11 protein-coding genes and 2 tRNA genes are annotated in these 12,884 nt (G+C 68.9%); 6 read left to right on the plus strand and 7 right to left on the minus strand.

Annotated features, from left to right (window positions below; genetic code table 11):
• Both AB0E85_RS31225 and AB0E85_RS31230 read right to left on the minus strand, forming a co-directional pair.
• Window positions 1-221 (minus strand): ATP-binding cassette domain-containing protein (locus tag AB0E85_RS31225; protein ID WP_361934192.1); only part of this gene is annotated, 221 nt, incomplete at its 3' end.
• Between the two features lie 32 nt (window positions 222-253).
• Window positions 254-925: a DUF4097 family beta strand repeat-containing protein gene (locus AB0E85_RS31230; RefSeq protein WP_361934196.1), complete on the minus strand. Its 672-nt coding sequence runs from the start codon at window positions 923-925 to the stop codon at window positions 254-256.
• 223 nt (window positions 926-1,148) lie between these two features.
• Here AB0E85_RS31230 and AB0E85_RS31235 point away from each other — a divergent pair, with 223 nt between their 5' ends.
• From AB0E85_RS31235 to AB0E85_RS31250, 4 genes are all read left to right on the plus strand, one after another.
• The gene (locus AB0E85_RS31235; RefSeq protein ID WP_361934199.1) at window positions 1,149-1,898 is read left to right on the plus strand and encodes a helix-turn-helix domain-containing protein; all 750 of its coding nucleotides are present in this window, start codon (window positions 1,149-1,151) and stop codon (window positions 1,896-1,898) included.
• A gap of 70 nt (window positions 1,899-1,968) precedes the next feature.
• Window positions 1,969-2,769, plus strand: coding sequence for a histidinol-phosphatase (gene hisN / locus AB0E85_RS31240; RefSeq protein WP_361934202.1), 801 nt, complete (start codon window positions 1,969-1,971; stop codon window positions 2,767-2,769).
• A gap of 247 nt (window positions 2,770-3,016) precedes the next feature.
• Complete coding sequence (locus AB0E85_RS31245; RefSeq protein WP_361934205.1) at window positions 3,017-3,763, plus strand: hypothetical protein; 747 nt, start codon at window positions 3,017-3,019, stop codon at window positions 3,761-3,763.
• 488 nt (window positions 3,764-4,251) lie between these two features.
• Window positions 4,252-4,644, plus strand: coding sequence for a CBS domain-containing protein (locus tag AB0E85_RS31250; protein WP_361934208.1), 393 nt, complete (start codon window positions 4,252-4,254; stop codon window positions 4,642-4,644).
• A 72-nt stretch (window positions 4,645-4,716) separates the two neighbouring features.
• Here AB0E85_RS31250 and AB0E85_RS31255 read toward each other — a convergent pair whose 3' ends face one another.
• Window positions 4,717-6,168, minus strand: coding sequence for a catalase (locus AB0E85_RS31255; RefSeq protein WP_361934211.1), 1,452 nt, complete (start codon window positions 6,166-6,168; stop codon window positions 4,717-4,719).
• Window positions 6,169-6,313: 145 nt separating this feature from the next.
• On the opposite strand from AB0E85_RS31255, the gene AB0E85_RS31260 reads away from it, so the two are divergent.
• Window positions 6,314-6,733: a Fur family transcriptional regulator gene (locus tag AB0E85_RS31260; protein WP_361934214.1), complete on the plus strand. Its 420-nt coding sequence runs from the start codon at window positions 6,314-6,316 to the stop codon at window positions 6,731-6,733.
• Between the two features lie 124 nt (window positions 6,734-6,857).
• Here AB0E85_RS31260 and AB0E85_RS31265 read toward each other — a convergent pair.
• From AB0E85_RS31265 to AB0E85_RS31280, 4 genes are all read right to left on the minus strand, one after another.
• Window positions 6,858-6,931, minus strand: a tRNA-Met gene (locus AB0E85_RS31265).
• Between the two features lie 79 nt (window positions 6,932-7,010).
• Entirely contained in the window at window positions 7,011-8,834 is a 1,824-nt protein-coding gene (locus tag AB0E85_RS31270) for a tetratricopeptide repeat protein (RefSeq protein WP_361934217.1), read from the minus strand.
• Window positions 8,835-9,068: 234 nt separating this feature from the next.
• Window positions 9,069-9,142 (minus strand) — tRNA-Met (locus AB0E85_RS31275).
• Window positions 9,143-9,199: 57 nt separating this feature from the next.
• Complete coding sequence (locus AB0E85_RS31280) at window positions 9,200-12,139, minus strand: UPF0182 family protein (RefSeq protein ID WP_361934298.1); 2,940 nt, start codon at window positions 12,137-12,139, stop codon at window positions 9,200-9,202.
• Window positions 12,140-12,302: 163 nt separating this feature from the next.
• Between AB0E85_RS31280 and AB0E85_RS31285 the strand changes: the two genes are divergently transcribed.
• Complete coding sequence (locus AB0E85_RS31285; RefSeq protein ID WP_361934220.1) at window positions 12,303-12,845, plus strand: PPA1309 family protein; 543 nt, start codon at window positions 12,303-12,305, stop codon at window positions 12,843-12,845.
• Window positions 12,846-12,884: the final 39 nt, after the last annotated feature.

Genomic DNA, 12,884 nt, shown 5'->3' on the forward strand with positions numbered 1-12,884 from the left:
TGCGGGTCGGTGGTGAGGTCGTGTCCGCCGACCCGCAGCACGCCGGCGTCGGCGGTGATCAGAGTGGAGAGGATCTTGACGGCGGTGGTCTTGCCCGCGCCGTTCGGGCCGAGCAGGGAGAAGATCCTTCCCTCCGGAACGGCCAGGTCGACGCCGTCGAGGACGGTCTTGTCGCCATAGCTCTTCCGCAGCCCGTGTGCCGCGATGGCCAGATCGGTCATGAGGGGTGCTCCTTCGGAGAGGCTCGGGATCTCTACACGCTGCGGGCGGTGATGTCGCCGTAGGCGGTGGTCGCGTGGATGGTCAGTCCGGCGGCGGCGCCGTCGGCGTTCATGAGGCTGTTGTGGATCCGGCCGTAGCCGGTGCCGGCGTCCAGGGAGGCGGAGATGCCGCGGGCCGCACCGACCGAGATGTCGCCCTGCTCGGTGCGCAGCGCGACCACGCCGCCCACGGCCTCGGCGACGCCGAGGTCCCCCTTCTGGGTGCTGATCTGCGCGGGGCCGCCCAGGCGGCCGACCGAGATGTCGCCGGCGAGCAGGGTGAGGCGGGCGCCGCCGGTCTCGTCGAGCTTGACCGAGCCCTGCGCCGCCTCGAAGGCGACGTCGCCGAGCCGTCCGACGCCCCGGAGTTCGGCGGCGGCCGCCTTCGCCTCCACACTGGAGCCGGCGGGCAGCTGCACCGTCACCTCGACGGAGCCGGAGTGGCCGAGGATCCGGTTCTTCGCCGCCCGGGCCTCGATCCGCAGGACGCCGTCGCCATAAGCCACCTCGACCTGCTCCGCGGCCTGCACGTCGCGGCTCTTGGCGGCGTCCGCGGGCAGGACCTCGACCGTGGTGTCGACCCGGTCGGCCGCGATGAACCGGATGCGCCCGGCGGGGATGTCGAGGACGGCCGAGACGGGGGCGGGGCTGTCGAACTTCTGCATCGTGCTCTCCTTCGATCCGCTGTTTCCAACGATGGAAAAGCTACGTTGCATTCACAGATCCGGCAACAAGCTTGTTGCACTCGACGGACAAATACGCAGCTCAAGGCGGCAGAATCATTGCAATGACCATGCCGCCTAACGCAACAACGCCCCTCACTGTCGTTGCAATGACATGAAGATGAACGCTAGGCTGCGGACATCACGCACCACTAAGGAGGCCGCGATGCCGGGAGGCAGGCTCACTCAGCAGGAACGCCAGCAGATCGCACTGGGACTGGCCGACGGCCTCGCCTACGCGGAGATCGCCCGGCGTCTCGACCGCCCGACCTCGACGGTCACGCGCGAGGTCATGCGCAACGGCGGCCCCACGGCCTACCGCGCCGACCTGGCCCATCGCGCCACGGAACACCGCACCCAGCGCCGCAGGCAGACCGCACCCCGGGATCCGAAGACGCCCCCGCAGGCCGACGGGCGGGACGCCGAGGCCGTACGCGAGTACGAGGAGACGTTCACCACCGTCCTGATGGGGTCGGGCATGCCCAAGATGATGTCCCGGGTGATGGCCTGCCTCTGCCTGACCGACTCGGGCAGCCTCACCGCTGCCGAACTCGCCCAACGGCTCCAGGTCAGCCCGGCGTCCGTGTCCAAGGCGGTGGCGTTCCTCGACAGCCAGGGGCTGGTCCGCCGGGAAGCGGACGAAGGACGCCGGGAGCGCTACGTCGTCGACGACGACGTCTGGTACCAGTCGATGATGGCCAGCGCCCGGTCCATCGCCCAGGTCGTGGGGATTGCACGGCAGGGCGTGGGCGTCCTCGGCCCGGGCTCCCCGGCCGCCGCCCGCCTGGAGAACATCGCCCGTTTTCTCGACTTCGTCTCCGAGAGCACCGCCCGTGCCGCGGAGCAGGCGCGCGACATCCTGCACAGCAAGCCCGGTACGGCCTCCGGCGCCCCCGGCCCCGCCAACCCCCTGTAGGGCCTCCGGCGCCCCCGGCCCCGCCAACCCCCTGTAGCCCCAGCCCCACCTCGGCAGATAGGTTCGTTGCATGCCCGACTACCTCGACGACCTGCGTCTCGCCCACGTCCTCGCCGACGCCGCCGACGCCGCGACGACGGACCGGTTCAAGGCCCTCGACCTCAAGGTCGAGACCAAACCGGACATGACCCCGGTGAGCGAGGCGGACAAGGCCGCGGAGGAACTCATCCGCGGCCACCTCGGGCGCGCCCGCCCCCGGGACGCGATCCTCGGCGAGGAGTACGGCGTCGAGGGCACCGGCCCCCGCCGCTGGGTGATCGACCCGATCGACGGCACCAAGAACTACGTACGCGGCGTGCCCGTGTGGGCCACGCTCATCTCCCTGATGGAGGCCGGTGAGGGCGGCTTCCAGCCCGTGGTCGGCGTCGTCTCCGCCCCCGCCCTCGGCCGCCGCTGGTGGGCCGCGAAGGGCCACGGCGCGTTCTCCGGCCGCAGCCTCACCAAGGCCTCCCGGCTACAGGTCTCCCAGGTCTCCCAGCTCTCCGACGCCTCCTTCGCCTACTCCTCGCTGAGCGGCTGGGAGGAGCAGGGCCGCCTGGACGGCTTCCTGGACCTGACCCGCGAGGTGTGGCGCACGCGCGCGTACGGCGACTTCTGGCCGTACATGATGGTCGCGGAGGGTTCCGTCGACATGTGCGCCGAGCCGGAGCTGTCCCTGTGGGACATGGCCGCCACCGCCATCGTCGTCACGGAGGCCGGCGGCACCTTCACCGGCCTCGACGCCCGCCCGGGCCCCCACAGCGGCAACGCGGCAGCGTCGAACGGACTGCTCCACGACGAGCTGCTGGGGTACTTGAACCAGCGCTACTGAGGGCGCTTACGGCTTGGCCTGCGCGCCTGCCCGCTGGGCCGTCATGGGGCCGTCGTCAGCGTCGGCACGGAATGACAGGGTGACCGTCGACCGACGGTCACAGCGCTAGCGGCGCGTGAATGGCAGCCGGAGGCCGGAGTACTACGTTCGGCGTAGAGCCTGTTTACACTCATGACCACCTGGGGTATTCACGGGTCTTGATGAACGGAATCTCCCACTTTCTATCGGCTCAGCACGGTGTAATTACATGAACACGGAGCTGATCGTGGCGACCGTTTCCGGGGCTGTCGCCCTGGTGAGCGCGGCCTACAGCTCTCAGGCGAATAGAAGGAATTCACTTCTCGCAAGCGACCTGGAAAGACAAGAGGCTGAGTATCATCGCGCATTGGAGCGACAGGACGCCATGAGTCGCTTTCGCGACCCGCTGCTCTGGGCTGCCTTCGATTTCCAGTCTCGCCTCTTCAATATTGCCCATGGAGGATTTCTTCGAATCTACTTCACCGACCCGCATGACCGCCAGTACGCAATCCGCAGCACTCTGCATGTGCTGGCCGAGTACCTCGGATGGGTCGAGATCCTCAGGCGCCGCATCTATTTTCTTGATCTCGGCAACCAACAGGCAAATCGCCAGGTTGTAGCACTGCTTACCCACATTGGCACGGTTCTGAACAGCGACAGCTACCCAGATCGGCACTTCCATTTGCTTCGCAGCAACCAGAGAGCCATCGGAGAGCTTGTCATGAGAGATGGCGAAGAAAGCTGCATGGGGTACGCAGAGTTCTCCGCAAGGATGAAATCGGACCCAGAGTTCTCCGCCTGGTTCGCGCGCCTGTCCGACAGCATCGCCGAACTTGCCGTGATTCCAGGACGACACCCGCGCCTGGTAGACCTGCAAGTGGCCTTGATGGACTTGATTGACTTCCTTGACCCGGAGCAAGAACGCTTTCCTCAGAAGCGCCGCTTCAGAACCACCATTGATGGCCAACTGTACTGACCAGACAGCCACATTGCGCGATTACGACCGCTGGCACCGACCGGCGACGAGGGGAGAGAGTGGTCGACCCGTCTCCCTCACCTCTCCTACGCCAGCCACACACCCCTGCCATTGGCGCAGCGCTCTCCAACAGCCTTGGTGACAGCTTTAAGGCTCAACGCCGCGTAAGTGCCTTGACGCTCTCGCCGGCGTCCAGCAGTACAGAACGACTCCTTCGACGCCGCCTGTGGTCCGTTTAGGGGGGCCTCCACCGCCCAGCAACGACCGACGATTAACTACAGCCACGCAGGTCATGGCGCGGCCGGGGCGCTGATACACGCCGCCGCCGGGCAGGCCGATCTCAACCAGCGCTACTGAGCTCCCCTCGTTGTTACCGAGCGCCCTCTTGTTGACCCTCCCTTTGCCTGCCACTATGAGAGTCCCCCCACTTGTGAACTTGTGAAACGCTGAACAAACGGCGGGGGCACTCCCGGGAGGTGGTTCCATCCATGCTCGTCCGTGACGCCATGAGCACTGTCGTCCTCACCATCGGACCGACCCACACCCTGCGCCAGGCCGCAGCGTTGATGTCCGCGCGCAGGGTGGGAGCGGCGGTGGTCCACGACCCCGACGCAGGCGGCATCGGCATCCTCACCGAACGCGACATCCTCAACTCCGTGGGCCTGGGCCAGGACCCGGACACGGAACGCGCCCACGCCCACACCACCAACAACGTCGTGTTCGCCGCTCCGTCCTGGACGCTGGAGGAGGCGGCGGGAGCCATGGCACACGGCGGTTTCCGGCACCTCATCGTGCTGGACGGCGGCGAACCCGCCGGCATCGTCTCGGTCCGCGACATCATCCGCTGCTGGGCACCGGCACGGCAGCAGGTCCCCGCGTAGCAGCACGAACGGGCCGGGCCCCCGCGAGGGGACCCGGCCCGTCCACTACCGCAAGCGGTCCAGTGCTGGAGTTCAGCCGCGCAGGGCCTGGACCGCGGCCTCCAGCCGCTTGCCGTAGTCTCCGTCGGCCCGACGGAAGTTGTCGATCGCGCGCTCGGCGATGTCGTCGCGCGAGACCTTGGCGATGAAGCCCGCCAGGTTGGCGACCAGGCGCTCCTTCTCGTCCTCCGACATGAGCCGGTAGAGGTTGCCCGCCTGGACGAAGTCGTCGTCCTCCGCGTGGACCGGGGCCGGGTGGGCACCCGTCGCGCCGCTCACGGCCGTGGCGGACCACAGCGGACGGTCCGTCTGGAACGGGCCGCCGAAGCTGTTCGGCTCGTAGTTCTTCGCACCGGCGTGACGGCCGTCGTAGAGGTACCCGTCACGGGAGTTGGTGCGCGCCACGGTGGCGTGCGGGCGGTTCACCGGCAGGTGGTCGGCGTTGATGCCGACGCGGTAGCGGTGGGCGTCGCCGTAGGCGAAGAGGCGGCCCTGGAGCATCTTGTCCGGGGAGGGTCCGATGCCCGGCACGAAGTGGGCGGGGCTGAAGATCGACTGCTCGACCTCGGCGAAGACGTTCTCCGGGTTGCGGTTGAGCTCCAGCTTGCCGATCTCGACGACCGGGTAGTCCGCGTGCGGCCAGACCTTGGTCAGGTCGAACGGGTTGAAGCGGTAGGTCGCCGCCTCGGCCACCGGCATGATCTGCACCCCGACCGTCCAGGTCGGGTACTCGCCGCGCTCGATGGCCTCGCGCAGGTCGCGCTGGTGGGAGTCGGGGTCCTCACCCGCGAGCCGGGCCGCCGCCTCGGCCGTCAGGTTCTCGATGCCCTGGTCGGTCTTGAAGTGGTACTTCACCCAGAAGGCCTCGCCGGCCGCGTTGCTCCACTGGAAGGTGTGCGAGCCGAAGCCGTCCATGTGGCGGTACGACGCGGGGATGCCCCGGTCGCCGAACAGCCACGTCACCTGGTGCGTGGACTCGGGCGACAGGCTCCAGAAGTCCCAGACGTTGTCCGCCTCGGTCGAGCCGGTGTACGGATCGCGCTTCTGGGTGTGGATGAAGTCCGGGAACTTGATGGCGTCCTTGATGAAGAACACCGGGGTGTTGTTGCCGACGAGGTCGTAGTTGCCCTCCTCGGTGTAGAACTTCAGCGCGAAGCCACGCGGATCGCGCACCGCGTCCGCCGCGCCCAGGTTGCCGGCCACCGTCGAGAAGCGCAGGAACACCTCGGTCTGCTTGCCGATCCCGGAGAGGAAGGCGGCCCGCGTGTACGGGGTGACATCGGCGGTCACCGTGAAGGTGCCGTACGCCCCGGCGCCGCGGGCGTGCACCACGCGCTCCGGGATGCGCTCACGGTTGAAGTGGGCCAGCTTCTCCAACAGGAGCTGGTCCTGGACGAGCACCGGGCCACCGACGCCCGCGGTCTCGCTGTTCTGGTTGTCGGCGACCGGAGCCCCGGCCTCCGTCGTAAGCGGTCCCTGCGTCACGTGCGCCTCCTGCACCATTCCCGACCAGTCCTGTCCCCTGGCCAAAGCCGTTCGCGATCCTACAATAGACGTTGTCTAAAGCAAGCGAGGCTCTAATCTCACACAAGTTCGGGACCTGGTCCACTTAGCTGTTAGGCTGGTGGCCATGAGTGACCTTCTGGAACGCCTGCGCGGACGCGGATGGCGGATGACCGCGCAGCGGCGCGTCGTGGCCGAGGTCCTCGACGGCGAGCACGTCCATCTGACGGCCGACGAGGTCCATGCCCGGGCCGTCGCCAAGCTGCCCGAGATCTCCCGAGCGACCGTTTACAACACGCTGGGCGAGCTCGTGACCCTGGGCGAGGTGCTGGAGGTTTCCACCGACCAGCGCGCCAAGCGGTACGACCCGAACGCCCACCAGCCGCACCACCACCTGGTCTGCGCCCAGTGCGGCGCGATCCGGGACGTCCACCCGGTCGGCAACCCGCTGGCGGACCTCCCCGACACCGAGCGCTTCGGCTTCACGGTCTCGGACGTCGAGGTGACCTACCGCGGCGTCTGCCCGAACTGCGCGGCCGCCGCCTAGCCCGCACGAACGCGCGAGAGCCCCGGCACCGATGGGTGCCGGGGCTCTCTGCTGCCATGCCGCATAACGCCGCTGGATACACCGAGGGCCGGAACCCTTTCGGATTCCGGCCCTCGGCCTTCAGTAGCGGGGACAGGATTTGAACCTGCGACCTCTGGGTTATGAGCCCAGCGAGCTACCGAGCTGCTCCACCCCGCGTCGGTGAATGCAACGTTACGTCACCGCGGAGGGCGGATGCAAATCCATTGCCCGGCCGCACCCCGGCACCCGCACAACCTCACGCGGAGAGCTCCTGCCGCAACGCGTCCCTCAGCCGCTCCGCCCGCTCGGCGACGGACGCCGGTCCCAGTGACACGGCCCGGTCGGCCCAGCGCTGCCCTTCCGTCAGCTCACCCCGACGCGCGTAGACCAGGGCCAGCCGCAACGCCGCCCGCCCGTGACCGGCGTCGGCGGCCCGCTTCCACCACACGGCAGCCTCGGGCTCGCTCCCCTCCCGGGCCAGCAGCAGCCCGAGATTGAACGCGCCGTTGCGGGACCCGGCCTCGGCCGCTTCCCGGTACCACCGGGCCGCCTCGGCGACATCGCCCCGGGCGGCCGCCAGCATGCCGACCCGCACCTGCGCGCGCCGGTGCCCCTGGTGCGCCGCTCGCTCGTACCACTCCTCGCACTCGCTCCGCCGGTGCACGGGCTCCCCGAGCTCGTGCGCGGGCTCCGGCGGGCGCCGGGCGTCGAGCACCGTCGCCAGCCGGTACGCGGCCTCGGCGCTCCCGCCCCCGGCCGCACACCGCAGATGCTGCTCGGCCTCCTGCTCGTCGCCGCCCCGCAGCCGCGCCATACCGACCTGGAGCGCCGCCTCGGTGTGCCCGGCGGCGGCAGCCCGCTCGTACCAGCCCAGCGCCGCCTGCTCCTCACCCCGCCCGGCATGCAGGATGCCGAGGTTGAAGGCGGCGTCGACGCTCCCGGCCTCCGCGGCCTTGGAGAACCACGGCTCCGCGCCCGTCTCGTCGCCGCCCCGCAGCAGCAGGATCGCCAGCGCGTTCGCGGCCTCCCGGTGCCCGGCGTAGGCAGCCCGGCGGTACCACTGCTCGGCCTGCGGCGTGCGCCCCTGCTCGGCGCAGAGCAGGCCGAGGTTGTAGGCGCCGTTCACGTCGCCCGCGTCCATCGCGGCCCGGTACCACCGCTCGGCGGTCTGGGTCTCGCCCCGCTCGGCGTGCAGCGCGCCCAGCGCGTTCGCCGCGTTGCCGTCGCCGTCCTGCGCGGCCCGCAGCCACCACACGGCGGCGTTCTCGGTGTCGCCCGCGTCGCGCAGCAGGAAGCCGAGCGCACAGGCGGCACGCGCTTCGCCGTCCTTGGCGGACGTCAGATACCAGCGTCCGGCTTCCTTGAGCTCGCCGCGCCGCTCCAGGATCGTCCCGAGGTGCAGGGCGGCCCGCCGGTGGCCGCGCGCGGCGGCCTGCCGGTACCACTGCTCGGCCTCCTCCGGCACCTGGACACCGTTGTCGCCGTCGGCTTCCCGCGCCGTGTTCCGGTCCAGCGCCCGCGCCAGCCGGTACGCCGCCTCCCGGTGGCCGCGCTCGGCCGCGACCCGCATCCACCGCTCGGCCCCGGCGTCGCCGCGGTGCTCCAGCAGATCGGCCAGCGCGTACGCGCCCAGCGTGTGCCCCTGTTCGGCGGACTGGCGCAGCCAGTACTCGGCGGCGGGTTCGTCGCCGCGCTCACGGTGGTGCCGGCCCAGGGCGTGCGCGGCCGCCGTGGATCCGGCGACGGCGGCGATCCGCCACCATCCGGCGGCCTCGTCGGCGTACCCCCGCTGATGGAGGAGAACTCCCAGGTTGTTGGCGGCCGCCCGGTCGCCCGCGGCGGTGGCGGCACGCAGATGAGGCTCGGCACCGTCGAGGTCACCACGGCGCAGCAGCATGGCCCCGAGGACACTCATCGCCTCGACGTCGCCGGCCTCGGCGGCGAGCCGCTGGCGCAGCTCCTCGGCCGCCTCGTCGGCGATCTCCCCGGTCTCGTCCGGGGTCTCGGTGTCCTCCCGGCTGGAAGGCTGCACAAAACGCCCTGTCTCGAACAGAGTTGCCTTGTCCCCCATAACGTCCATCGTCGCACCACCTGCAACCTGGGTACACCTGGTATACCGCAGCCAGTGAGGTCACTTCAGCGTTTTGTCGACATGCCCACAGAGAGACAAGTCAAACACAGATTGCCCAACTCCCCCCGGCGGCGCGGCCACGCCCTGCGCCAGCACATGCGTTCACACATCACGAAGGCCCGGATTCCTTTGTGGAATCCGGGCCTTCGTGGCCGCTCCGTCACTCGGACATCGCGACTTCAGTAGCGGGGACAGGATTTGAACCTGCGACCTCTGGGTTATGAGCCCAGCGAGCTACCGAGCTGCTCCACCCCGCGCCGTTGTGTTCACAACCGTATCACGGCGCGGGATGGGCATTTGACCAGGCCAGGGCCCTAACTGCTCGGCTTCGGACTCGGGCTGCCGCTCGGCTTCCCGCCGGGCTTGCTCTCGCCGCCCCCGGAACCGCCCGCCCGGCTCGCCTCGGCCTGCGCGTCCTCGGCCCGCCGCAGGGCGTCCTCGAGGTCCTTCTGCGCCTTGCCGTACGCCTCCCAGTCGTTCTTCTTCAGGGCCTCCTGGCCGGCGTCGAACGCCTTCTGGGCGTCCTGGAGGGCCTGTTGGACCGTCGGGTTGTCGGACGTCGGCGGCGGTGTCGTCGTGTCACCCTCGTCCGGTGGCTCGGTGGCCGGGCCGTCCGCTCCGAAGACCTTGTTGAGGGCCTCGTCAAGGGTGTTCTCGAAGGCGGTCTGGCCTCCGTAGGTGACCAGCACCTTGCGCAGCAGCGGGTACTTCAGACCGCCGCCGCGGACGTAGACCGGCTCCACGTAGAGCAGTCCCCCGTCGAGCGGCACCGTCAGCAGGTTGCCGTACTCGACCTCGGAGTCGCCGCCTCTCAGGAGCCTGATGGACTCGGCGATGTCCTCTTGGGAGTTGAACTGGCTCTGGACCTGCTTGGGTCCGTTGACCGTGGTGTTCGTCGGCAGCTTCAGGATTCTGATCTTGCCGTAGTCACCGGTGCCCGCCTCGGCGTCGACCGCCATGAACGCGCTGAGGTTGTCCCGGCCGTTGGGCGTGAAGGTCGTCGTCAGCGAGAACGCCTGCGCCTTCTGGTCGGGCATCTTCATGCTCAGGTAGTACGGCGGCACCGCGCTGCCCGACCGGTTCGTCGGGTCGTCGGGCACCTGCCACACCTCGCTGCCGCTGAGGAACGTCGTGGCGTCCTTCACGTGGTAGCGGGTGAGCAGCTCCCGCTGGACCTTGAACAGGTCCTGGGGGTAGCGCAGGTGGTCCATCAGCGACTTGGAGATGTCGCTCTTGGGCTCCACCGTGTTCGGGAAGGCCTTCATCCAGGTCTTCAGGACGGGGTCCTTGGTGTCCCACTGGAAGAGCTTGACCTTGCCCGTGTAGGCGTCGACGGTCGCCTTCACCGAGTTGCGGATGTAGTTGACCTGGTTCTGCTGGGCCACCACCGCGCGGTTGTCGTTGGTGGCGGTCAGCGAGTCGGCCGTGGTGTCACCGAGCGTCGTGCGCGAGGAGTACGGGTAGCCGTTCGTCGTCGTGTACGCGTCGACGATCCACTGGATCCGGCCGTCCACGACCGCCGGGTAGGCGTCGCCGTCGATGGTCAGCCAGGGGGCGACCGCCTCGACGCGCTCCTTGGGCGTGCGGTTGTACAGGATCCTCGAACCGTCGCCGATGGCACCGGAGTACAGGATCTGCGGCTCTCCGAACGCCACCGCGTAGGCGGCCCGGTTGACCGGGTTGGAGAGGTTGACCCCGCTGTCGCCCTTGTAGCTGGTGGTCTTCTCGCCGTTGTCGTCGGAGTAGTCGATCTCCTTCTGGGGACCGCCGACGATCGAGTACGTGTCGGTCTTCTCCCCGTAGTAGATCCGCTGCTCGTACGTGCCGAGGTCGCCCTCGGAGGGCAGGTCGGACTCCGTGAAGTTCGGACGGCCCTGGGCGTCGGCGCTGGTGCCCTCGGCGGCGACCACTCCGTATCCGTGGGTGTAACGGAAGTGGTTGTTGATCCAGTTCTTCTTCGGGATGCCCGCGAGGTTGATCTCGCGCAGACCGATGACGGTGTCCTGGTCCTTGCCGTCCTTGGCGTAGCGGTCGACGTCCAGGTTGTTCGGGAACGCGTAGTAATTCCTGATCTGCTGGAGCTGCTGGAACGTCGGCGAGACGATGTTCGGGTCCATGATCCGGATGCTGGCCGTGGAGGGAACGTCGTCGCGCAGCGTGGTCTTGTCCTCGGTCTTGCTGGTGCCCGAGTAGTCGGTGACCTTGGTGCCGTCGATGCCGTAGGCCTTGCGCGTCGCTTCGAGGTTCTTCTCGACGTACGGCGCTTCCTTGGCCTGCTCGTTCGGCTGGACCTGGAACTTCTGCACGATCGCCGGGTACAGGCCGCCGATGAGGATCGCGGAGAGCACCATCAGGCCGAAGCCGATCACGGGCAGCTGCCAGGTCCGCCGCCAGATGGTGGCGAAGAACAGCAGCGCGCAGATGACGGCGATGCAGAACAGGATCGTCTTGGCCGGCAGGTAGGCGTTGGCGTCGACGTACCGCAGGCCCGTCCAGTTGTCGGTCGCCCGGAAGTCGCTGGACTTCACCGCGAGTCCGTACCGGTCGAGCCAGTACGCGACCGCCTTGAGGGCCACGAAGATGCCGATGAGCACCGACAGGTGCCCGGTGGCCGCCGCCGTGGCGCGGGCGCCCGGGCTCGTGACGCGCAGCCCGCCGTAGAGATAGTGGGTGAGCGCGGCGGCGATCACGGACAGGATCGCCGCGGCGAAGCCGAAGCCGAGCAGGAACCGGTACCAGGGCAGGTCGAAGGCGTAGAAGGCGACGTCCAGCTTGAACTGGGGGTCCTTCTCACCGAAGGGCACGCCGTTGACCCACATCAGCCACGTCCGCCACTGGCCGGAGGCGGAGGCACCGGCGATCAGGCCCACCAGGGCGGTGATCCCGAACAGCAGCCACTTCTTGTAGGGCGCGATGCCCATCCGGTAGCGGTCGAGGTTCTGCTGCTCCATCGACATGGCGCTCAGCGGCGGCCGCAGCCGGTGCGCCAGCCAGATGTTGAACCCGACGGCGAGGGCCATGAGCAGGCCGAAGACGAAGAAGAGCCCGATCTTGGTCCACAGCGTGGTGGTGAAGACCGAGGAGTAGTCCACCGAGCGGTACCAGAGCCAGTCCGTCCAAAAGCCCGCGAACATGGTGAACGCCATGCCGAGGACGGCCAGGACGCCCAGCGTCATGAGCAGGGTCCGGACACGCCGGGACGGGCGGCCCACTCTGATCCGCGGCCCCGAAGGGCCTCCGCCGCGGTCCGGCATCTGGAAAGCCAAGGTGCGCACCTCGAAGTTCGCTGTTGATTCGTCAGGCCCGCGTCTTCACGGACCGTGCGTGGCCCCCGTGATCGTGGGCCCCCACCTATGCAACTTACTCACCGTTTACTCGGTTCCCGATTCCGGCCGGGAACGAGGCAGGATTGTGACCATGTCCAACACTCCCATGGCTGCGAACCCGCTCACCCGGGCCGTACTCGAGATCGACGAGTACGTCTCCGGCCTCGGCTGGGACCAGCCGGCCCGCCTCTTCGCCCTCGTCGACACCGCACGACTGCGGGCCGAACAACCCTCACTCGCGGACCGGCTCGGTCTGGGCGAGGAGTCGGAGAACTCCGGCCTCACCCCGATCGAGCAGGACGAAGTTCCAACGGGCAAGCCGCTCGACGAGTTCCTCGCCACCATCGCCTGGCCCGACGCGGTGGCCGGCTGCGCCCTCGCGGTGGAGCGCCTGATGCTGCCGCCGTCCGCGGAGGCCCAGGTGCCGAAGGGTCTGAGCGAGGCCGCGCTCACGAAGTGGGTGGCGGACCACCCGGACCGCCAGGAGGTCCGCATGACGGTCGCGGTCCTGCGCGACGGCACGCGTGAGTCGGCCCTGCGGCTGCGCGAGAAGGACTCCCCCACCGAGGTCCTGACCGGCTCCGACCTGGTCCCGGGGCTGGCGGAGGCGCTGGCGGCGACGTTCGAGGAGTAGCCCCGAGGACGTGGGGCCCGGCGCGCCGGGCCCTGGTTC

The sequence above is a fragment of the Streptomyces sp. NPDC029044 genome (assembly GCF_040637495.1).
In the GTDB taxonomy this organism is placed as follows: domain Bacteria; phylum Actinomycetota; class Actinomycetes; order Streptomycetales; family Streptomycetaceae; genus Streptomyces.

Bases quoted from the DNA above. Each gene is read 5' to 3' on its own strand.
- hisN (WP_361934202.1), top strand. From the start codon at position 1,969: ATGCCCGACTACCTCGACGACCTGCGTCTCGCCCACGTCCTCGCCGAC.
- AB0E85_RS31245 (WP_361934205.1), top strand. From the start codon at position 3,017: ATGAACACGGAGCTGATCGTGGCGACCGTTTCCGGGGCTGTCGCCCTG.
- AB0E85_RS31260 (WP_361934214.1), top strand. From the start codon at position 6,314: ATGAGTGACCTTCTGGAACGCCTGCGCGGACGCGGATGGCGGATGACC.
- AB0E85_RS31280 (WP_361934298.1), bottom strand. From the start codon at position 12,139: ATGCCGGACCGCGGCGGAGGCCCTTCGGGGCCGCGGATCAGAGTGGGC.
- AB0E85_RS31250 (WP_361934208.1), top strand. From the start codon at position 4,252: ATGCTCGTCCGTGACGCCATGAGCACTGTCGTCCTCACCATCGGACCG.
- AB0E85_RS31230 (WP_361934196.1), bottom strand. From the start codon at position 925: ATGCAGAAGTTCGACAGCCCCGCCCCCGTCTCGGCCGTCCTCGACATC.
- AB0E85_RS31235 (WP_361934199.1), top strand. From the start codon at position 1,149: ATGCCGGGAGGCAGGCTCACTCAGCAGGAACGCCAGCAGATCGCACTG.
- AB0E85_RS31270 (WP_361934217.1), bottom strand. From the start codon at position 8,834: ATGGACGTTATGGGGGACAAGGCAACTCTGTTCGAGACAGGGCGTTTT.
- AB0E85_RS31285 (WP_361934220.1), top strand. From the start codon at position 12,303: ATGTCCAACACTCCCATGGCTGCGAACCCGCTCACCCGGGCCGTACTC.